This is a genomic window from Aphanothece hegewaldii CCALA 016 (assembly GCF_003007785.1).
Lineage (GTDB): Bacteria > Cyanobacteriota > Cyanobacteriia > Cyanobacteriales > Microcystaceae > Chroococcus > Chroococcus hegewaldii.
The window spans coordinates 282,148-303,020 of record NZ_PXOH01000002.1 but is presented as its reverse complement, the minus strand read 5'-3'; the positions used below and the strand labels follow the sequence as shown (position 1 = coordinate 303,020).

The window sequence follows — 20,873 nt, the reverse complement described above, 5'->3', positions numbered from 1 at the left end:
AGCGGCTACGATACTTTGGGGGTTGCCCCACGGGACAATAGCTCGATGCCAGGATTAATCTTCAAACACCATTACCCCTTTCTATTTTTAGATTGGGGTTTTGTGTTTTTCGGATATAATACCTGTGTATTATTTAATTCCAAATCAATGTCAGATTTAAGAGAAGCTTTAGATAGAATACTAAATTGGACATATCAGCAGTATCAATTATATTCACATAAATATGGGTATGGTCAATTATCTCCACAAAAAGAAGATCTTAAATTATTGGGTAATGATAGACATGAAGTATTACTTAAGCTTAATCCAGGTTTATCAAATCAAGAAATTGATGTAATTACTAAAGATTTACCTTTTAAAATTCCTTGTGAACTTTATGAGCTTTATCAATGGAAAAATGGAACTTCATCTCAAGAAGCCATAGATGGATTAGATTGGATATTTGATGTAGGGCAAGGTTGGAATTATCATTCGGGTTTTTATTTAGTTCCATTACAAGAAGTTGTTGAAGAATATCTTGAAAGACAAGAACTTTATATAAATAGTTTATATTTTGATCATAATACTATCAATAATATAGGTTTACGACTCTTTAAGAGTAGTGATTGTAATGAAGGCTATATTATAATTGACGAAAATCAGATTATTAAAGTTCGTTTTCATAGTTTTAAAGGTGGAGGGGATTATACTATTGCGATTTTCCCTGACTTAACTGCTATGATGCAAACTGTAGCTGATTGTTATGAGCAAGCTTATTATAGACAATCTGATGGATATTTGAATTACGATGGAAAAATAGCTAGAGAAATTTGGCAGAAATATAACTCTCAACAAATAGTAGAAAGAACCTTGTATGAATTTCAGGCAGTTGAAGCCTTACTTTCTCAAATGCCTCTTAATTCGGAAATCTATTATTTTATAAAATTTGAATATGATTTTAAAATTGTTGGAGATGCTTTAAAATTTACTGAAGATACGAGATTGTTAGACACTCTCATCCGTTTTTTTTGTAGACCTCCATTTAATGACAAGAGAGATGAAGGTTTAAATCATTTACGAACAATGGCAACTCTATTTATTCCATCAAATAGTATAGATGCAGTAGAAGCTTTTATATTCGCTCTTAAAAATGAATATTGGTATACTCGATACTGGGCAGCACATGAATTAGGTTATTCTAAAAATGCTAAAGCGATCGCACCACTAATCGAGCTTTTAGAAGATTGTGATCAACAAGTAAGAAGAATGGTCAGAGACTCGATTCAGCAATTAGTTAAAAAACTTCCCGAATTAGAAGATCAGATACCTTTTTAAGTTCCCCCCTTAAGACAAGAGGGGAATAAGAATTTAAGCAAATAAACTACTAACAGCACGTCCCATATTTTCTGGTTTAAGTGCCTCTACAGCCGCAGTCGGTTCGTAGCCGCAGTGTACCATACAATCCGCACATTGAGGATTACCACTTTGACGACCGTAATTATCCCAGTTCGTCGCTTCCATCAATTCCTTAAACGTTTTGTAATGTCCTTCATTTAGCAAATAACAAGGTTTTTGCCAGCCCAAAACACTATAACTTGGACTTCCCCAAGGAGTACATTCATAATCCTTTTCACCCATCAGAAAATCCAAAAACAGTGGATTATGATTAAAATTCCAAGGTTTTTTTCCCGATTTCCAAGGTTCTAAAATTTGATGAAATAAAGCCTTAGTTTGTTCTCGTTTTAAGAAATGATCTTGATCAGGAGCCCATTCATAACTATAACCTGGCGAAATCATCATCCCATCTAGTCCAAGAGTAACTAAATAATCGAAAAATTCTTGCATTTCTTGAGGATTACTTCCTTCAAAAATTGTTGTATTAGTTGTTACCCGAAAACCTTTTGCTTTAGCCGCTTTAATCGCAGAAATCGCCTTATCAAATACACCTTGACGATCAACACACTTGTCATGATGTTCCCGCAAACCATCCAAATGAACACTAAACGTTAAATAGGGAGAAGGTTCAAATTTATCTAGACTTTTTTCTAATAAAATAGCATTCGTACACAGATAAATAAACTTTTTCCGTTGAACTAAACCTCTAACAATTTCATCGATTTGAGGATGGAGTAACGGTTCACCACCTGGAATCGAAACCACAGGTACACCGCATTCTTCAACAGCAGCAAAACATTCTTCAGGAGTCAGATTACGGACTAAAATTTCTGGCGGATGCTGAATTTTTCCACAGCCAGAACAAGCTAAATTACAGCGAAACAGAGGTTCTAGCATCAATACCAAAGGAAACCGCTTACGTCCAATTAATCTTTGTTTAATAATATACGAGCCAACGACTAAAGCTTGTTTTAATTGAACAGCCATAAATAATACACTCACACCATGTTTATTCAGATATTATAAACTGATTGACAAAAAATAAGCGGTAAATAGTCCGATTGGAACATTCTATCAATTTCCACTTCTTGAGAGATGAATTAGAATTGAATGCTTTCTAAATCTTGTACAAAAACATTGAGTAAAGAAAGAATCGTAATAATTAGTGTCGTTCCTTACAATATATTATTTCAGAAAATTATATTTTTTGGGCATCTTGATCACATGATACTTGCTTAGTTATCCTCGTCTGTGTTGGAGTTTTCGATAAACATCTCTAATATCTACTTGATGATAAGCCAAAGCAACCAAAGTGTGATATAATAAGTCTGCAACTTCAGAGGCGATCGCCTCCTTGTCATCATCTTTACAAGCCATGACAACTTCTGCCGATTCTTCCCCGATTTTTTTCAGAATTTTGTTATCTCCTCCTTCAAACAGTTTGCAAGTATAAGACTCAGGTTTGGGGTGAACCAAACGATCGGCTACAACGCGATAGACTTGGGATAATGTATCAGCAGGTGGCGCGATTTTTGTTCCTTCAATTTGATGGAAACAGCTTCTTTCTCCCGTATGACAGGCAATATCGCCAATTTGTTCAATCGTCATCAATAAAGCATCACTATCACAGTCGTAACGAATAGAATGTACTTTTTGCAGATGTCCCGATGTTGCTCCTTTGTGCCATAATTCTTGACGAGAACGACTCCAGTACCAAGCTTCTCCAGTTTGTAAAGTTTTTTGAAGAGATTCTACATTCATCCAAGCCATCATTAAAACAGTACCATCTAAATAGTCTTGAGCGATCGCAGGAACTAAACCCTGTTCATTGTAGCGAATTTGCAGAGTCGGAATAGCATTAATTAGAGCAGACATAATTCAGTTTAAAATAAAAATTGCATCACAAACTTTCATTATAAATTGACGAACTCAAAAAAGCGCGACGCTGATCTAACCACTGTTGTAAAATAATCGTTGCCGCTTGTTTATCTATCGCACCCTTATCTTTAGTAGAAAAACGTTTTTGACTTTTTAGCTGTTCTTCGGCTTCAACTGAGGTTAATCGTTCATCAATATACTCTAACGGTAATTCTAATGCCTTAGCCAAACGTTGGGCATATTTTTGGACTTGTTTAGCTTGAGTTTCAATCATACCATTCATCGAATAGGGTAAACCAACGACCAAAATTGCCGCTTCTCTTTGGGCAACTAATTTTTTAAACTGTTCTACATCACTTGCAAAAGACGTTCTTACAATAGTTGTTAAACCCGTTGCAATTAAACCAATACCATCACATCCAGCAACCCCAACTCGTTTGCTTCCGATATCTAATCCCAAGGCTGATATTTTTTTCATTTTAAAAAGATTCGCTTACCGTTCCTCCTAAAGTTTCATCTAATTTGTCCATCATACAAAAAAATCATCCCTTCAATAAATAATTAAGGAACATCCGATCATTAATAATGTTATTACTTTAATCATTACCTGCAAAAAACTGAATTTTTGCACCAGTTATATAATCATAATAGTATCTATAAAAGCTAGACTCGCCTAGATTTTTCTGCAATTTTATTTAGGTCGCTTACTATGATTCCGTTGCCGCTAACTGCTAATTCTGTTTGTCAGCAAGCTTTCTATCGACGTTGGCATCGTCATCAGGCCTTATGTCAGATTTTACGAGCGCAACTCGGATTTAATTATATTGAACCGAATCGTCCCACCGTTTGCTCTGGCTGTATACATTATCACGGTAAAGCATACGGACAAAACCAAGATACACGAACTTCTCTTATTTGTGGCTTTCATCCCTATGGATGGACAGACGACGAAAATTGTCCAGACCATACTCCGGACAAAACCAATTAAAATAGCCTGCGTTAACAGGCTTGTTGTTCATAATCCCATTTTCTTTCTTCAATTTTCCGCTTTCTTCAACGACTTGGAATTATTAATCAGTGGGTAGATTTTGGCTGGCGTAAGAATCTACCACAAAAGCTGGTACGCGGTTGCTAAAGTCGGTTTCTTGTCCAGTCACAGATTGCGCAATTTGTTCAAAAGAATTAGAACGCCAGTTTCTTTCATGAATGGGTTTAGTTTGCTCACCTAGAAAATAAGCTTGTGTTCCGATAACTGCTGCTGCAACCCAACCTACTAAAAGTACTGAAAGTAAAATTAACATTTTTGTGATCCTCTTTGTAAACTTTTTATTCTTTATGTAAATTATTGTAAAGAATAATTGCCTAAAAAGTCAACACGTGTATAAAGTACGGAAAACCGAACCAAACATCAACAGGCTTTACCAAAGAAATGGGTCTTTTACCCCGTCCTAAGGCGACGGCTTTAATTCTAATGAACGAATAAACTCTCTCAAAATCTCATTCATGCTTCGTTCTTGCTGTGCTGCTATTGTCTGAAGCTTTTTATATTCTTCATCTGAACATCTCAAAGTTATGGTTTTCATGCTGTCATTCTGCTATCTATGTGCTATCATGATAGCATGAAAACACTTAAGTTCAAACTATACCAACACAAGCGGAATAGGTACCTGAAGCAGTCGATTAACGCTGCTGGAGTTATCTACAATCACTGTATTGCTTTACACAGGCGATACTACGCGATGTTTGGCCAGCATTTGAACTGTGCAAAACTTCAGAAACACATGGCTAAACTTAGAAATAAAAATAAGTTTTGGCAATTAGTCGGTTCTCAGGCAGTACAGGATATCTGTCAACGTATTGATAAAGTGTACCAACTATTCTTTAAACACAACAAGAAAGGAGTTAGACCACCAGGATTTAAGAAAGTTAAAAAGTATAAATCTTTTACTTTAAAGCAAGCTAGATATAAGTTTTTAAGTAGCAACAGGGTAAAAATTGGGACTAGAGTTTATCAATTTTGGAAGTCTAGAAATCTAGAAGGTAAAATCAAAACTTTAACCATAAAACGTACACCGTTGGGGGAATTGTTTATGGTTGTAGTTGTTGATCATGTCGATGAATCAGAAATTAAATCCACGACTGGTAAAATAGCGGGGTTTGATTTCGGCTTGAAAACATTCTTAACTTGTTCAGATGGGACAAAAATTGAGTCTCCCCAATTTTTCAAACAATCTTTAAAAGCAATTAAAAAAGCCAGTTCGCAACACTCCAAAAAGTTAAAAAGCTCATCGAACAGAGAACGAGCTAGAAAAAATCTAGTACGCAAGCATGAAGATATTTCTCACTGTAGACGTGACTGGTTCTGGAAATTAGCCCATGAGCTAACTGATAAATTCGATGTGCTGTGTTTTGAAACACTAAACCTTAAGGGAATGCAACGTCTTTGGGGGAGGAAGATATCAGATTTAGCTTTTGGTGAATTTCTACAAATCCTAGAATGGGTTGCCAAAAAGAAAAACAAACTGGTTATTTTCATTGACCAGTGGTATCCCAGCAGTAAGACTTGTCACAGATGTGGACACGTTCTAGAAACCCTTGAATTGTCTGCTTCTAGAGTGGCGTTGTCCATCCTGTCAATTGGTCAATGGTAGAGACGATAACGCCGCACGTAATATTCAAATGGTTGGGGCATCAACCATTGGGTTAGGTGATGTAAGTCGGACTTTGTCTGCAATCACTGTTTGACCCCAGAATCCTAGCCGAATGGGGGCCCGGAGTATGTCAAGGTAAATACTTTTGAACTACAATCCAACCCGTAACCGTAACAAAACAAAAGCCAAAAAACAGAATCAGGTTAGTTCTGACATGAATCGTACGCCAAATAGGATATTGACGAGAAATCATTAAGCCACTGGTTGCCGAGACCAAAACAAGCAACACAACCATGAGTCCAGCAATCATATGAGGAGAATGGCCTAAACTTCCGTAATGACCCAATGTGCCAACAATGCCAACAACGAGTAATAATAAAACCAGAAAAACCAAAATACCGCCAATTGTGTAGTGCAAAGGTCTTAACCAAGTTGGACGAGGACGCTTAGAAATGCGACGATTAAAGATCGTTAACCCACTGATGGCCAATAAACTGTAGGCAAAAAGAGATAAACCCATTGACCAAGCGGCAATTTTCCACAGCCAAAGAAAAGAGGGTAAATTCAAGGGAAATCATCCTTTACTAAATAAATGCTAATTATCATTGTTGATCAATTCCTAGTTTTGAAGCCTTTATTGTTAACTTATTTTGCTATCAACAATTTGCTAAAAAAATTTGTCTAAAATAGTACGAATGTCCTAAAATAAAAACAAGTTCAGTTAAATTAAATTTTAACTGAATTAATTATTAAACGATCTAACAGAGGAAATTCAATGGAATCCCTCACTCAAGCTCAACAAGAGTTATATGACTGGTTGATCGAATACATTCGGTCAACTCAACACGCGCCATCAATTCGTCAGATGATGCGGGCGATGAATCTCAAATCTCCTGCGCCGATCCAAAGTCGTCTTGAACGATTACGATCCAAGGGTTATATCGATTGGACGGAAGGAAAAGCCCGTACCATTCGTATTTTACGCCCCCCCGCGCAGGGAATACCCGTTCTAGGTGCGATCGCGGCTGGCGGCTTGGTAGAAACTTTTACCGATGTTGAAGAAAAGCTGGATTTATCCAATATGTTTGGGCAACGTAATTGTTTCGCATTGCGAGTCAATGGGGATAGCATGATCGAGGATCTCATTGCTGATGGCGATCTCGTGATTATGCGTTCTCTTAATGCCGATGAATCTCTTGGTAATGGAGAAATTGTCGCCGCTAGAGTTGCTGGACATGGAACAACCCTTAAGCGTTTCTATCAACAAGGTGAAACGATTACCCTAAAACCTTCTAACATTAAATATCAGCCCATTGATATTATGGCTGATCAAGTAGAAGTACAAGGGATATTAGTCGGAGTTTGGCGCGGCTACGCTTAAAACAAATATCAGTTATCAGTGAGCAGGAAGCCTATTAATATGTTTACTATTCACTGTAAACTGTTGACTGTAAACTGTTTACTGATAACTGACAATGCCCAATCCTTCTACCGTAGCCCCTAGTCAATCGACACAAGTCATCCAAAAACCTTATCCTAACTATAAAGTCATTGTGTTAAACGATGACTTTAATACCTTTGAACACGTTGCTAACTGCTTAATGAAATATATACCCGGAATGACCAGTGATTTAGCGTGGAGTTTAACAAATCAAGTTCATTTTGAAGGAATGGCGATCGTTTGGACAGGGCCTCAAGAACAAGCAGAACTCTATCATCAACAATTACGTCGTGAAGGTTTAACACTTGCCCCAATTGAGGCCGCCTAAAAAATTAATAACTTAATTTAAGCGCATTGACTGGCACTTCATCCCAAGATTCAACCGTTCTTAGTCTTGCAATCCATCCCTGTTGTTTTTGTTCTTCGGTCAGATTCTTTGACCACGTTTGATGACAATCTTGGGCTGCTTGTTCATCACGACAGGCAAGACAGGAGTAAACAAGCCCACAAGGATCAATTTGTTCATTTACCCAAATCGTCATCTTTTTTTCTCCTGAATCGTCCTTCTACTGACCAGAATAACACTTTGCTGAAACTACGAAAACGAGATAGCTTTTACTCAGTACTTTTTGTGTGTGTGTGTATTAATCTGCCACTTTTTTTAGTGATTCCACTTTAAGGAAAAGTACGCTGATAAATCGCATACAAAGTCGTGTATTCTGACGTAGAATTGTCACGACGTAACTGGCGTAAACGACTCTCCATTAACAGACGAGCATCGGAACGACTAATCGAGTCAAAAGAGACTGTTTGAGCCATTGTCTTCACCAAAAAGAAAAGACGTTGAGCATAAAGAGTTGTAAATATTTCTTGAGCTTCATCGAGAACGCATACTCTGTATAATAAACCAAAAGTTGGGTGGTTAAGATAAATTTCGTTACTCATCAAAGGTTACACACTAAACGACATCACTGCGATCGCTTTCTGGTAGAAAAAGGATCAAATTCAAATTAAGCAAAGATCAAGCAAATGTCAGGAATTGATGAAATAATTAAGCTAATTTTGAACTAATTTTATTTGAGTTAAGCCTATGATGAAGCCTACACAAACACTTAATTATCTACACGACTTATATAGATTATCTTATTTCGGCTCACTTTTGCTTTTTAATTAAGATCAGAAAAATTGAGCAGAATATAAATTAATTTTAAGCTAAACGGACGAAAAAATAGAACTATGATCACGCTTAAAGAGTCAATCTAAGAGCGGCTAATTGTGCTTCAGCTTTATTAAGTGACTCATACCATTCTAGCGATGGATCGCTATCAGCCACAATTCCCGCACCAACTTGTCCCCAAACCTGATAAATCTCATTAAGGGGCGTAAGTAACAACGTCCGAATCAAAATATTTAAGTCTAAATTGCCTCGTATATCTAGATAGCCACAAGAACCATAAAATAAACTACGTCCTAATGGTTCTAACTCTTCAATAATTTCCATACAACGCACTTTGGGACATCCTGTAATAGTTCCCCCCGGAAACAACGAGCGAATTATATCAATACTATTGTACTTGTCATGCAAGATCCCACTAATATTACTAACTAAGTGCATGACATGACTATAACGCTCGATCGTCAGTAATTCATCGACATAAACCGACCCCCATTGACAGAATCGCCCTAAATCATTGCGTTCTAAGTCTACTAACATAATATGTTCAGCTTGTTCTTTCACATTCGCTTTTAATTCAAAAGCCAACTTTTGATCCGCTTCTGTTGTCATCCCACGAGGGCGAGTTCCCGCAATAGGGCGAGTTTGGACTTTTTTATTTTCCAGTTTTACTAATCTTTCGGGAGAACAACTCACCACCACACCCCAAGGAGTTCGCCAATAACTCGCAAACGGAGAAGGGTTAATCTGTTGTAGATTACGATAAATCTGCCAACTATCGGCAGTTGTTTTCGTCTGAAACCTTAAAGAAAGATTGGTCTGAAAAATATCACCCGCTTTAATATATTTTAGGGCGGATCTTACAGATGCTTCATAGTCAGCTTGCTCCGTACAAAACGCGATCGGTGGCGATGCAATGGTATTTTTAATATAAGGTGCGGTATCTTTTTCTAATAGAGATTCTAAACGATCTAAATCTGTCTGATTGGTCGCTGCTAACCAGAGTATTTGTTCAATATGATCCAAAACGGCAAAGGTTTCGGGTTCATACCAGTAAGCTACAGGAAATGGTAAAGGATCTGAGTTTTGTTTGGGTAACTTTTCAATTTCCCAAGCTAAATCATAACCTAACCAACCTAACCAACCACCGATAAAAGGCAAATGGTCAGGTAATGAGGATAAACTAGGGGAAGAAGCTAATAAACCATTGAGAAAAGGCAAAATTTCCCCGATTTTGGGAGTCCACATTTGTCGCGGCGAACCAGCACAAATGGAATAACGACAAAGATCAGGATAATCTTTTGGAGTTGGGTAAGGACTTTCTAAAAGAGTTGCAATGGTCTCTTTTTGATAGAGTCGTTCAAAGATCTCTGAACCTGTGCGATGATGAAGAGGAAGCGATCGCCAATACCAATGAGAAATCATAAAAAGTTAATTATTAATCCCAAATCTTGCTTAAATCTAAGACAAATCCCGACAAAATTGGTTCACCACTAAGGGTTTTAGGATTATTTAAACAAACCACTTCAGCGTCAGGACGATAAATATAAACTTTTTTTTGGATTGGGTCAATTAACCAGCACAAAAGCGCACCATTGTCAAGATATTCTTGCATCTTTTTTTGTAAGACTTTCAAACTATCGGTTTGAGATCTCAACTCCACAACAAAATCGGGACAAATCGGCGCAAACTTTTGACGCTGTTCATGAGGAATGGCTTCCCAACGTTTCTTTTTAATCCAAGATACATCAGGCGATCGCATCGCTTTATTAGGTAAAATAAATCCTGTATTAGAATCAAATCCTTTTCCCGTCCCGTCACGTTCTACCCATACCGCTAATTGTCCAGTTAAACTAAAGTTTCTTCCGCCTGTTTCTGAGCCTGTTGGTGGCATAATAACTATCGCTCCTTCTGCTGTGCGTTCGATCCGTAAATCGCGGTTAATCTGACAAAACTCGCATAATTCATCATCCGTCATTTCAATCACTGGACGAAACTGCACAACTAACGGCAAAATCTCTGTATCAATATCTTGAGTTAAAACCATTACTATTACTCCTAAAAACCTTTTTCTGAAAAGAGTGAATTATTAATCCCAAATTTCGCTTAAATCTAAGACAAATCCCGACAAAATTGGCTCACCACTAAGAGTTTTAGGATTATTTAAACAAACCATTTCAGCATCTGGACGATAAATATAAACTTTTTTTTGGATTGGGTCAATTAACCAGCACAAAAGCGCACCATTGTCAAGATATTCTTGCATCTTTTTTTGTAAGACTTTCAAACTATCGGTTTGAGATCTCAACTCCACAACAAAATCGGGACAAATCGAGGCAAACTTTTGACGTTGTTCATTATTAATTGCTTCCCAACGTTCTTTTTTAATCCATGAAGCATCAGGCGATCGTACTGCACCATTGGGTAAAGTAAAACCCGCACTAGAATCGAATCCTTTGCCCGTACCATCACGTTTTACCCAGACAGCTAATTGTCCAGTTAAATTAAAATTTTTTTCCCCTGATTCTGAATAAACGGGTGGCATAATAATCACTTCTCCTTCTGCTGTGCGTTCGATCCGCAAATCGCGGTTAATCTGACAAAACTCACCGAATTGATCATCCGTCATTTCAATCACTGGACGAAACTGCACAACTAACGGCAAAATCTCTGTATCAATATCTTGAGTTAAAACCATTGCTATTACTCCTAAAAACCTTTTTCTAACTCATGCCACCCCAAATAAATCGAGCGCACCAAAACGGAATTAAAACACCTATTGCCAGCCAGTCGCGTTGTTTTAAGCGTAACTGATTCCATTGTACTTGGTGTTCATTAGGACTTGTAAAACCTCGAATATCCATCGCTGTCGCAATTTGTTCAGCCCGTAATAATAAATTTTCCAAAAGAGTTTCAACCACCATTAACCAGATTTGTAAACTTCTTTTTAATCCTAACTTTTGCCAATTAATCGCACGAGTCCGAATCGAGCGAATTAAATTTTGCACTTCTTCTAAAACCAGAGGAATAAACCGCAAAGACAGAGTTAAAGTTAAGACAATTTCTGTGATGGGAAGTTTAAAACGACGTAAAGGAGACATCAAACGATCTAATGCTGTGGTGATTTCTTCGGGTGCAGTGGTTAATAGATAAAGATTAGTACTATGGATCAGTGTAAAAATCAGTGTACTGACTCTAACCCCTAATTCTAATGAGCGTCGTGTGACTAAAAATTTTGTGATGTTCAACAAATCGCCTTTAAACAAAACATATTGATAATCACTCGCCGGGGGTAAGGATAATTCAGAATTTGGTAATCTAGGTTGAGAATTTACCGCTAACCCATCGGGAGTCAAAGACGTTAAGATGAAAACTAAAACCGCGAGGATAAATAACCAGCCCATCTGTTGTCGCCAAACACGCCAAGGAATAGCCGATACACCGCTTAATAAGATCAATAAACCCACTATTCCTAAACGCCACCAAGGATTACCTAACAAAGGTGCAGCTAAAAACGTCATTAACCAAATGAGTTTAACTCTTGGATCGAGTTGATGTAGCCAGGTGATGGGTTTTTCTAAATAAAGTCCGATGGGGAGAGATCGCAGTAAATCCATTGTTCTAGCCTATTGATATAGGAGAGTTTTGCCCTCAAGTTTTCATCTTACTCCACTTTAATTAGAATTAATGTTAGAGGAAAATCATGACAGTTGAATACGATTTAGTAGTTATTGGTGGGGGATCTGCTGGGTTAGTTGTTGCGAGTGCTGCGTCTCAAACAGGGGCGAAAGTTGCTTTAGTGGAAAAACACCGACTGGGTGGCGACTGTCTTTGGTTTGGTTGTGTACCGAGTAAATCTCTAATCCAAGCTTCTCGAATTGCTTACTCGGTAAAACATAGCGATCGCTTTGGGATTTATACTCAACCGCCAGACATTGATTTTACTAAGACTATTCATTATGTGCAAGATGTGATCCGAGCCATTGAACCCAATGACTCACCTGAGCGATTTCGCGGTTTAGGGGTAAATGTTATCTTTGGTGATGGTCAATTTATTGACTCAAAAACTTTTTTAGTTGATGGGCAAAAACTAACAGCTAGAGCCTTTGTTATTGCTACTGGGTCTCGTCCGACCATTCCAGACATTGAAGGTTTAAAAGAAGCTGGATATCTAACTAATGAACAAGTTTTTACCCTAAACCATCAGCCCAAATCTTTAGCTATTATTGGTGCTGGTCCCATTGGATGTGAATTAGGACAAGCTTTTCATCGATTAGGTACAGAAGTTATTTTAATTTCGAGTCAAAACGGTTTATTAAGTAAAGAAGATCCCGAAGTCGCTCAAGTTGTCGAACAACAATTTATTAAAGAAGGTATTTCAATCATCAACAATTCAAAAGTTGTAAAAATTGAAATAAATCACAATCAAAAAGTCCTTGATCTCGGAAATACAAAAATTAGTGTTGACGAAATTTTAGTATCTGCTGGAAGAACGCCAAATCTTGAATCATTAAATTTAGAAGCTGCTGGAGTTGAGTTTAATAACAAAGGAGTCCAAGTCAATTCAAAATTACAAACCACTAATCCAAAAATTTATGCTTGTGGTGATGTAATTGGTGGTTATCAGTTTACTCATGTTGCGGGATATGAAGCAAGTATTGTTATTCAAAACGCGCTGTTTTTTCCATTGAAAAAAACCAATTATCGAGTTATTCCTTGGACAACTTTTACTGAGCCAGAAGTCGCCAGAGTTGGACTAACTGAAAAACAAGCAAAAGAACAATATAAAGATGTTATTGTTTTAAAACAAGACTTTTATCATGTTGATCGCGCTCAAGCTGAAAATGCAACCGAGGGTTTTGCGAAGATTATTACTCGTAGTAATGGCGAAATTTTGGGCGGTCATATTGTGGGGGTATCAGCCGGGGAAATTATCCATGAAATTGTTTTAGCTATGACACATAAATTACCCGTTTCGGCATTAAGTGGAATTCACGTTTACCCGACTTTATCTGAAGTCAATAGTAAAGCAGCACTTTTGTTTACTAAGCAAAAATATGCTAAAAATGTAAGATTACAAAATATACTAAAGAAATTCTTTAGCTTGCTACGTGGATGGAGTAGGTAAAAAACTTATTCCCAGTAAATTTACTGAGTAAATGTGCTTAATCAAAACCCAAGATCAGTAAATTTACGGTTATATCTATCTTTTGGTAGATAAAAAAAAATCATTGTTAGCAAATAATGAGCAAAACTCGTGTTCATGTTTTGCTAGTATCCATTACAAAATAAACAGGAGTGGTGAGCGAAAAATGTCTATATCAGTTATTATCCCCGTCCACAAAGGGGGCGAAGCTTTTCAACACTGTTTATCGAGTTTAAAGCAATTTGCGAGCGCAGAAACCGAAATTATTGTCGTAGCTGATGGTGATGAAGAATCAGGTGATTTAGCGGAATCTTTTGGAGCAAAGGTAATTAGAAATTCTTCAGCATCAGGGCCAGCCAAAGCCAGAAATAAGGGAGCAAAAATTGCTACAGGAGATGTATTATTTTTCATCGATGCTGATGTGACAGTGAATGCGAATACCATTCCTCAAGTCAATTTACTTTTTTTAAAAGAACCTGAACTGGCCGCCGCAATTGGTTCATATGACGACGAACCTGGGGCGAGTAATTTTTTATCTCAATATAAAAACTTATTTCATCACTATACTCATCAGACAGGAAGTGAAGAAGCTTCCACTTTTTGGGGTGCTTGTGGTGCGATTAGACGTGATATATTCCTAAAAATAGGTGGTTTTGATGAAAGTTACCGTCTTCCCTGTGTTGAAGATATTGAGTTGGGTTATCGCCTCAAAATAGCTGGATATTCCATTAAACTTTGCAAAACTATACAAGTTAAACACCTAAAACGTTGGGATGTAATTTCACTGCTTAGAGCCGATTTTTTTTATCGCGCCCTTCCTTGGACTAATCTAATTTTGCGCCATCGTCAGTTAAAAAATGATCTTAATTTACAGTGGTCTAGTCGAATTAGCGTTATTCTAGTTTATAGTCTTTTAGTATCATTTTTGGCGGCTTTGTGGTGGTCATATTTATGGTTACTTGTTTTAGGAATTATGGTCACACTATTTATAATTAATTTTTCGGTTTACCGTTTTTTTTACCACCAAAGAGGGATAATTTTTACTATTCGGATGATACCTTGGCACTGGCTGTACTTCTTTTATAGTGGTTTAGCATTTGCCATTGGGATGATTCGTTATTATGGGTCTTACCCCATAATTAAAACAAATTTGGCGGATTAGTCCAGTCATTATATTGGTTACTTTATATGGAACATTATCCTGTCGTGATTATTGGAGCCGGTCCTGCTGGATTAACAGCAGCTTACGAATTAGTTAAGCAGGGTTTTAAACCACTTGTTCTCGAAGCATCGGACAAAGTGGGAGGAATTGCGCGGACAGAAGTCTACAAGGATTATCGGTTCGATATTGGGGGTCATCGGTTTTTTACTAAGGTTGGAGAAGTCAACCAAATTTGGCAAGAAATTTTAAAAGACGATTTTATTAAAGTGCCACGTCTGTCGAGAATTTATTATCAAGATAAGTTTTTTGATTATCCACTTTCGTTTAAAAATACTTTAGCGAATCTGGGATTAATAAATAGTGCTTTAATTCTTTGGAGTTATCTTAAATCAAAAATAAGTGCGATGATCGCTCGTCCAGAGCCGCAAACTTTTGAAGAATGGGTAACACATTGTTTTGGCGAACGTCTTTATAAAACTTTTTTTAAAACTTATACGGAAAAAGTTTGGGGAATTCCTTGTAATAAAATACAAGCAGAATGGGCAAAGCAACGAATTAAAGGAATGTCTCTCAAAGCAGCAGTGATTAATCTTTTGTTTGGTAAAAGTAATGCAAAAAGTTTAATTAAAGAATTTGATTACCCCATTTTGGGACCAGGCATGATGTGGGAACGCTGTCAAGAAATAGTAGACAGTAAAGGGGGTGAAGTTCGTCTTCACTCTAAAGTAATTCGCATCTTTCGAGAAGGTCAACGAATCAAAAAAATTATTGCTCGTTGTGATGGGGAATTAACTGAAATTACAGGTGAGCATTTTATTTCGAGTATGCCCATTACATTACTGTTAGAACGTCTAGATCCAGCCCCTCCAGAAGCCGTTTTACAAGCAGCGCGATCGCTATCATATCGAGATTTTCTCATCGTTTCATTAATCGTTGATGCCCCTGATCTTTTTCCTGATAATTGGATTTATATTCATAGTCCTGAAGTACAGGTTGGACGGATTCAAAATTTTAAGAATTGGAGTCCGAAAATGGTTCCTGACGCGAGTAAATCCTGTCTAGGGATGGAATATTTTTGTAGTGAAGGAGATAAGTTATGGAATTTATCTGATACAGAATTGCTCGATTTAGCTAATAGTGAACTCGTTCAATTAGGATTAGTGAAGGCGAGTGCGATCGAAGATGGAACCGTAATTCGTCAAAAGAAAGCTTATCCTGTTTATGATCGAGACTACCATCAACATCTAGATGTTATTCAAGGATATCTCAAAACTTTTGAAAACTTACAAACCGTTGGTCGAAACGGAATGCACCGTTATAACAACCAAGATCACTCGATGCTAACAGCAATTCTAGCAGCTAAAAATATTATGGGGGAAAAACACGATTTATGGGATGTTAATACGGAACGTTCCTATCATGAAGAATTTACTCAAGAAGAGTGGAAAAAGCGCAAGGAAGAACAATCATTAGGAGTCTAATATATTTTTAGATTATTAATTCTGTTTAATGGAAGGAGATTCAATTCTAATGACTGATATTCAAGTAACCATTGTTGTTTCCCCTCGTGAGCGTTTTAGCTACGTTAGGGAATCTTTAGAGAGTATTTATCAATATACCGATATTCCTTTCAAGCTAATTTATGTGGATGGAAATTCACCGATTCAGATTAAAGAATATTTGGAAAATAAAGCACAAAAAAAAGGATTTAAAATCATTCGGACAGATTATTATCTTACGCCAAATCGGGCGAGAAATATTGGTTTAGCCGAAGTTGATACAAAATATGTTGTATTTGCCGACAATGATATTGTTGTCTCTCCAGGTTGGTTAAGTGCATTAGTTGAATGTGCCGAAGAGACGGGCGCAGCAATTGTTGGGCCACTCATGTGTCAAGAACAGCCCATCCATGAAAAAGTCCACTTTGCAGGAGGAGAAGCCCACATTTTTACCGATATTAAAGGAAGAACACGCTTAAGGGAAAAAATGTACAAACAAGGGCATCAAGTTCAGAAAATCAAAACAAAATTAACCAGAACAATAACAGAATTATGTGAATTTCACTGTATGTTAGTTCGGACAGAAATCTTTAAACAAACGGGTTTCTTTGATGAAAAATTCATGAATACTAAAGAGCATCTTGACTTCTGTATGACGGTTAGACAGCTTGGAGAAACTGTCTATTTTGAAGCGGATAGTATTGTTACCTATGTTTCAGGCCCTCCTTTAGATTGGACGGACTGGCATTATTATATGCTCAGATGGAGTGATGATTGGGAATTAAAAAGCCTAAATCATCTACGGCAAAAATGGAATTTAGATGAAGATATTTATTTCCAACATAAGTATAAGGCTCTAGGTTGGAGACGGAGAAAAACAATTTTGCAGCCTTTAGTTGAACGTGTAACATTTGGCAGCAAAAACCGTTTATTCAACAAAATAGTTATGTATGGACTGTTTGCCCCAGTTGAAAAATTACTGAATCGTTACTTAACCACACAGTATGAACACCGCTATTTATCTAAGCCTAAAAATGACGTTTCTGTTTTATCTGAAGGAGTTTTAGAGACTTCCTCTGTTCATTAAGAGCCTTGTTTTATGAAGATTCTTTTACTGAATGATTTCGGGACAGCAACAGGAGGGGCAGAACTACAAATTTTGTCTTTACGCCAAGGACTTCGTGAGCGAGGTCATGAAGTTCGCCTGCTTTCTAGCTCAATTAGTCCGATTGCTAATACAGAAGTTTTATCAGATTACTGTTGTTTCGGTACAAATACTAAATTGCAAGTTCTTTCACAAACGGTCAATCCGTCTGCATATCTATATTTGCGTCAAATTCTCCATGATTTTAAACCCGATGTTGTCCACGTCCGAATCTTTATGGGACAACTTTCACCGTTGATTTTACCTCTACTCAAAGATGTCCCCTGTCTGTACCAAACGGCGATGTATCGAGCAATTTGTCCAACTGGCAAAAAAATCTTACCCGATGGCTCGCCCTGTCAGGATAAACCTGGTTTAGCTTGTTTGCGTCAGGGCTGTTTAACACCGCCATCATGGTTTATTTTGATGATACAACGTCAACTATGGCAAAAATGGCGAAAAGCATTTGATTTAGTCGTCGCCCTTAGTTATGGCATGAAAAATAAACTTGAAGCCGAAGGAATTAAACCAGTACAAGTGGTCTATAATGGTGTCCCTGAGCGTCCTAAACGTCCCCCTTTAAGTGACCCTCCTCTCGTTGCTTTTGCGGGGCGTTTGTCTTTAGAAAAAGGCGTTAAGGTTTTGTTAGAAGCTTTTGCTCAAGTTGTCGCCAAATTACCCCAAGCGCGTTTATTAATTGCTGGACAAGGTAACGAAAAAACAGAACTTGTCAATTTAGCGGAAAAATTAGGGATTTCTCAACACATTATCTGGTTAGGACACCTTTCAAGAACTGAGTTAGAAAACCATTTTGATTCAGCCTGGGTACAGGTGGTTCCGTCTCTGTGGGATGAACCGTTCGGAAATGTGACTACTGAAGCGATGATGCGCGGAACGGCCGTCATTGCTAGTGCAGTTGGGGCGCAGCCTGAAATTGTTAAGGAAGGTGTTACGGGTTTTCTCGTTCCTCCTAATGATGTTGAAAGACTGGCTAATGCTTTAGTTGAGTTATTGTTTAATCCTCAAAAAGCTGAAAAAATGGGACAAGCGGGCCGTGAACGCGCTCTAACTCACTTTAGCGAAAATCGACGGACTGAACATTTTTTAGAACTCTATCAGCAAATTTATCAGCAGTATTACGCTTAGGATGACTATGTATCGCTATGCACAAACCAATTTACAACTTTATCATCAGCTTCGTTTAAGTGATTATACTGACGATGATCTTAAACTGATTGCCGCATCCTATCAGCTAATATTAAACTTGTTTACGGGTCAGTTTCGTGCTTCTGGTAAGACATTTATTGCTCATTTAGTAGGAACGGCTAGTATCTTAGCGAGTTTTCAGGTTTCGGTTAAAGTGGTTGCCGCAGGTCTTTTACATGCTGTCTATTCTCAAGGTGATTTCGGGGGTTTTGGTCAACAAGGTATTAATTATAGGAAACGGGAACGGGTTAGACAGGCTGTCGGTCGAGATGTTGAAGAGTATGTAACTCTTTATACGGCTTTGTCTTGGAATACTCAGCAAATTTCCGAGATTTATCGTCGTTTTGATGAATTGGATGCGATTGCACAAGATGTTTTATTAATTCGGCTCGCCAATGAATTAGAAGAATATTTAGATTTTGGGTTACTCTATTGTGGTGAATCAAAACATCAACTTTACCAGGAGCATGATTCTTATTTACTGGTAGAAATGGCCGAAAAATTAGGTTATCCAGCTTTAGGAACTGAAATTGCTCATGTTTTACAAGAAACACTTTTAGCTACTATTCCACAAGAATTATGTAACCCAACGGGTCAAAAATTTTCGAGTTTGGTTCTTCCGAAATCGTGTCAAAGACAATTACCAGCTTGGTTTTATTATTTGATAAACCGCCTAATTACTAATCTTAAATTGTTAGCTCGTTCTTTTTTTAAGAGGAAAAATACCAAAATATGAGCTTTAAACAGAAGGTTATTAATAGTGTATTCTGGTCGGCGGCTCAAGGTTTAGGAAATCAAATTCTGTCTCTGATTATTTTTGCTGTTCTGGCTCGTTTATTAACACCCAAAGATTTTGGTTTAGTGGCGATGGCTAATGTTTTTTTAGCTGTTTTACAAATTTTTTTAGAACAAGGTTTTACTCAATCTCTTATCCAAAGACAAGAATTAGATCAAGATTATTTAGATACTGCTTTTTGGACAACTTTGGTTATTGGTGTTTTGATGACTCTTTTTGGAGTGATGACAGCCCCTTTATTTGCTGATTTTTTCCATCAACCCCAACTTACTTTAGTGGTTCAATGGCTCTCATTGCTATGTTTTATTTTTTCCTTATCCCAAGTTCAACAAGCACTCTTAGAACGAAAATTTGCTTTTAAAGTGATTGCTACTCGTTTGCTTTTTGGGACTATAATCGGGGGTTTTATTGGGGTTGTAATGGCTTTGAGAGGCTATGGTGTTTGGAGTTTGGTAACACAGCAAATTGTACAAGCTACGGTGGGAACAATTGTCTTATGGAAGGTGAGTGACTGGCGACCTAGATGGTATTTTTCTAGAGAGTGTTATCAAGATTTATCTAATTTTGGTATTCATATTTTTGGGTTTAAAATTGTTAGTTTTTTTAATGATAAAGCTAATGATTTTTTAATTGGATATATTCTGGGCGCGGTTGCTTTGGGTTATTATAGCCTCGCCTCACGGATTTTTTCTATTGTTACTCAAGTTGTTGTTAAAACGAGTCAAGATATCGCTTTACCAGCATTTTCTCGGCTGCAAAATGAGCCTGAAAGACTGTGTAGAGCTTTCTCTCAAGCGACGCAATTTACAAGCTTAATTGCTTTTCCCACTTTTTCAGGAATTGCTGTATTTGCTCCTGAGATAATTATTGTTTTTTTTGGTCAACAATGGTTATCAGCTATTCCTTTAATTTCCATTCTATCTTTGATGGGACTTTTGCGCTCAGTTACTTATTTTACAGCTTCGGTTTTTGTGGCTATGAATAAACCTTCTTGGTGGTTTCAGTTAGGACTTTTGAAAATGTTTTTTAATTTAATTGGTTTTTTAATTGCTTATCCATTTGGTATTGTAGCAGTAACTTGGGCTTATGTCATTCGTCTTTATCTCGCTTTTCCTGTTGGACAATGGGCAATTAGTAAATTATTAAAGATTACTTGGGGTGAGTATTTACGTCAGTTTATTCCTTCTTTTGTCGGTTCTGTTATTATGATTTTAGTCATTTATTCTCTAAAAATTTTATTCAACTATTGGTTATTTTCTCCAGTGTTTATTCTTATATTTGGTTCTTTATTTGGTGCGGTTGTTTATGGGTTAGCCATTTATTTAATTGCACCAGACATCATACAAAAAATCATTGAAATTGTTAAAATAGCCACTTCACGTAAAAAAATTGAGACTTAATT

The 20,873-nt window shown here is 37.2% G+C and carries 24 protein-coding genes; 12 read left to right on the top strand and 12 right to left on the bottom strand.

What is annotated here, in order from left to right:
- Positions 1-1,314 (top strand): HEAT repeat domain-containing protein (locus tag C7H19_RS03390; protein WP_219907565.1); only part of this gene is annotated, 1,314 nt, incomplete at its 5' end.
- A 33-nt stretch (positions 1,315-1,347) separates the two neighbouring features.
- On the opposite strand, the gene hpnH is transcribed toward C7H19_RS03390, so the two are convergent.
- From hpnH to ruvX, 3 genes are all read right to left on the bottom strand, one after another.
- Positions 1,348-2,361 (bottom strand): adenosyl-hopene transferase HpnH, encoded by a 1,014-nt coding sequence (hpnH, locus tag C7H19_RS03385; RefSeq protein ID WP_106455468.1) that lies wholly within the window; start codon positions 2,359-2,361, stop codon positions 1,348-1,350.
- A 252-nt stretch (positions 2,362-2,613) separates the two neighbouring features.
- A complete protein-coding gene (hisIE, locus tag C7H19_RS03380) occupies positions 2,614-3,249 on the bottom strand; it encodes a bifunctional phosphoribosyl-AMP cyclohydrolase/phosphoribosyl-ATP diphosphatase HisIE (RefSeq protein ID WP_106455467.1) in 636 nt (211 codons plus the stop codon).
- Between the two features lie 25 nt (positions 3,250-3,274).
- Positions 3,275-3,730 (bottom strand): Holliday junction resolvase RuvX, encoded by a 456-nt coding sequence (gene ruvX, locus C7H19_RS03375; RefSeq protein ID WP_106455466.1) that lies wholly within the window; start codon positions 3,728-3,730, stop codon positions 3,275-3,277.
- Between the two features lie 231 nt (positions 3,731-3,961).
- Here ruvX and C7H19_RS03370 point away from each other — a divergent pair, with 231 nt between their 5' ends.
- On the top strand, positions 3,962-4,240 hold the full coding sequence (locus tag C7H19_RS03370; RefSeq protein WP_106455465.1) for a hypothetical protein: 279 nt from the start codon (positions 3,962-3,964) through the stop codon (positions 4,238-4,240).
- Between the two features lie 82 nt (positions 4,241-4,322).
- On the opposite strand, the gene C7H19_RS03365 is transcribed toward C7H19_RS03370, so the two are convergent.
- Together C7H19_RS03365 and C7H19_RS03360 are read right to left on the bottom strand one after the other, a co-directional pair.
- Complete coding sequence (locus tag C7H19_RS03365) at positions 4,323-4,553, bottom strand: photosystem II protein, Psb35-related (protein WP_106455464.1); 231 nt, start codon at positions 4,551-4,553, stop codon at positions 4,323-4,325.
- Positions 4,554-4,700: 147 nt separating this feature from the next.
- Positions 4,701-4,835 carry a ribbon-helix-helix protein, CopG family gene (locus tag C7H19_RS03360; RefSeq protein WP_106455463.1) on the bottom strand — a complete coding sequence of 45 codons (135 nt, stop codon included), beginning with the start codon at positions 4,833-4,835 and terminating at the stop codon, positions 4,701-4,703.
- An 18-nt stretch (positions 4,836-4,853) separates the two neighbouring features.
- On the opposite strand from C7H19_RS03360, the gene C7H19_RS25500 reads away from it, so the two are divergent.
- On the top strand, positions 4,854-5,903 hold the full coding sequence (locus tag C7H19_RS25500) for an RNA-guided endonuclease InsQ/TnpB family protein (RefSeq protein WP_342752259.1): 1,050 nt from the start codon (positions 4,854-4,856) through the stop codon (positions 5,901-5,903).
- A 130-nt stretch (positions 5,904-6,033) separates the two neighbouring features.
- On the opposite strand, the gene C7H19_RS03350 is transcribed toward C7H19_RS25500, so the two are convergent.
- Positions 6,034-6,471 (bottom strand): DUF4079 domain-containing protein, encoded by a 438-nt coding sequence (locus C7H19_RS03350; protein WP_106455462.1) that lies wholly within the window; start codon positions 6,469-6,471, stop codon positions 6,034-6,036.
- 207 nt (positions 6,472-6,678) lie between these two features.
- Here C7H19_RS03350 and lexA point away from each other — a divergent pair, with 207 nt between their 5' ends.
- Positions 6,679-7,284 carry a transcriptional repressor LexA gene (lexA, locus tag C7H19_RS03345; RefSeq protein WP_106455461.1) on the top strand — a complete coding sequence of 202 codons (606 nt, stop codon included), beginning with the start codon at positions 6,679-6,681 and terminating at the stop codon, positions 7,282-7,284.
- Positions 7,285-7,378: 94 nt separating this feature from the next.
- The gene (clpS, locus tag C7H19_RS03340) at positions 7,379-7,672 is read left to right on the top strand and encodes an ATP-dependent Clp protease adapter ClpS (RefSeq protein ID WP_106455460.1); all 294 of its coding nucleotides are present in this window, start codon (positions 7,379-7,381) and stop codon (positions 7,670-7,672) included.
- A gap of 4 nt (positions 7,673-7,676) precedes the next feature.
- Here clpS and C7H19_RS03335 read toward each other — a convergent pair whose 3' ends face one another.
- From C7H19_RS03335 to C7H19_RS03310, 6 genes are all read right to left on the bottom strand, one after another.
- Positions 7,677-7,886, bottom strand: coding sequence for a glycogen debranching protein (locus C7H19_RS03335; protein ID WP_106455459.1), 210 nt, complete (start codon positions 7,884-7,886; stop codon positions 7,677-7,679).
- Between the two features lie 133 nt (positions 7,887-8,019).
- A complete protein-coding gene (pipX, locus tag C7H19_RS03330) occupies positions 8,020-8,289 on the bottom strand; it encodes a transcriptional coactivator PipX (RefSeq protein ID WP_106455458.1) in 270 nt (89 codons plus the stop codon).
- 301 nt (positions 8,290-8,590) lie between these two features.
- Positions 8,591-9,943 (bottom strand): anthranilate synthase component I, encoded by a 1,353-nt coding sequence (locus C7H19_RS03325; protein WP_106455457.1) that lies wholly within the window; start codon positions 9,941-9,943, stop codon positions 8,591-8,593.
- 13 nt (positions 9,944-9,956) lie between these two features.
- Entirely contained in the window at positions 9,957-10,565 is a 609-nt protein-coding gene (locus tag C7H19_RS03320; RefSeq protein WP_245927258.1) for a Uma2 family endonuclease, read from the bottom strand.
- Positions 10,566-10,607: 42 nt separating this feature from the next.
- Positions 10,608-11,216: a Uma2 family endonuclease gene (locus C7H19_RS03315; RefSeq protein WP_245927256.1), complete on the bottom strand. Its 609-nt coding sequence runs from the start codon at positions 11,214-11,216 to the stop codon at positions 10,608-10,610.
- A 25-nt stretch (positions 11,217-11,241) separates the two neighbouring features.
- Positions 11,242-12,135, bottom strand: coding sequence for an energy-coupling factor transporter transmembrane component T family protein (locus C7H19_RS03310; protein WP_106455456.1), 894 nt, complete (start codon positions 12,133-12,135; stop codon positions 11,242-11,244).
- An 86-nt stretch (positions 12,136-12,221) separates the two neighbouring features.
- On the opposite strand from C7H19_RS03310, the gene C7H19_RS03305 reads away from it, so the two are divergent.
- From C7H19_RS03305 to C7H19_RS03275, 7 genes are all read left to right on the top strand, one after another.
- A complete protein-coding gene (locus C7H19_RS03305) occupies positions 12,222-13,646 on the top strand; it encodes a dihydrolipoyl dehydrogenase family protein (protein WP_106455455.1) in 1,425 nt (474 codons plus the stop codon).
- Positions 13,647-13,830: 184 nt separating this feature from the next.
- A complete protein-coding gene (locus tag C7H19_RS03300) occupies positions 13,831-14,826 on the top strand; it encodes a glycosyltransferase family 2 protein (RefSeq protein ID WP_106455454.1) in 996 nt (331 codons plus the stop codon).
- 26 nt (positions 14,827-14,852) lie between these two features.
- The gene (locus C7H19_RS03295; RefSeq protein ID WP_106455453.1) at positions 14,853-16,307 is read left to right on the top strand and encodes an NAD(P)/FAD-dependent oxidoreductase; all 1,455 of its coding nucleotides are present in this window, start codon (positions 14,853-14,855) and stop codon (positions 16,305-16,307) included.
- A 49-nt stretch (positions 16,308-16,356) separates the two neighbouring features.
- Positions 16,357-17,412 carry a glycosyltransferase family 2 protein gene (locus C7H19_RS03290; protein WP_106455490.1) on the top strand — a complete coding sequence of 352 codons (1,056 nt, stop codon included), beginning with the start codon at positions 16,357-16,359 and terminating at the stop codon, positions 17,410-17,412.
- 12 nt (positions 17,413-17,424) lie between these two features.
- Complete coding sequence (locus C7H19_RS03285; protein WP_106455452.1) at positions 17,425-18,615, top strand: glycosyltransferase family 4 protein; 1,191 nt, start codon at positions 17,425-17,427, stop codon at positions 18,613-18,615.
- A 7-nt stretch (positions 18,616-18,622) separates the two neighbouring features.
- Positions 18,623-19,411, top strand: coding sequence for a DUF6817 domain-containing protein (locus C7H19_RS03280; RefSeq protein ID WP_181280516.1), 789 nt, complete (start codon positions 18,623-18,625; stop codon positions 19,409-19,411).
- Complete coding sequence (locus C7H19_RS03275) at positions 19,408-20,871, top strand: lipopolysaccharide biosynthesis protein (protein WP_106455450.1); 1,464 nt, start codon at positions 19,408-19,410, stop codon at positions 20,869-20,871. Before C7H19_RS03280 ends, C7H19_RS03275 begins: the two co-directional genes overlap by 4 nt.
- The last annotated feature ends 2 nt before the right edge of the window (positions 20,872-20,873 follow it).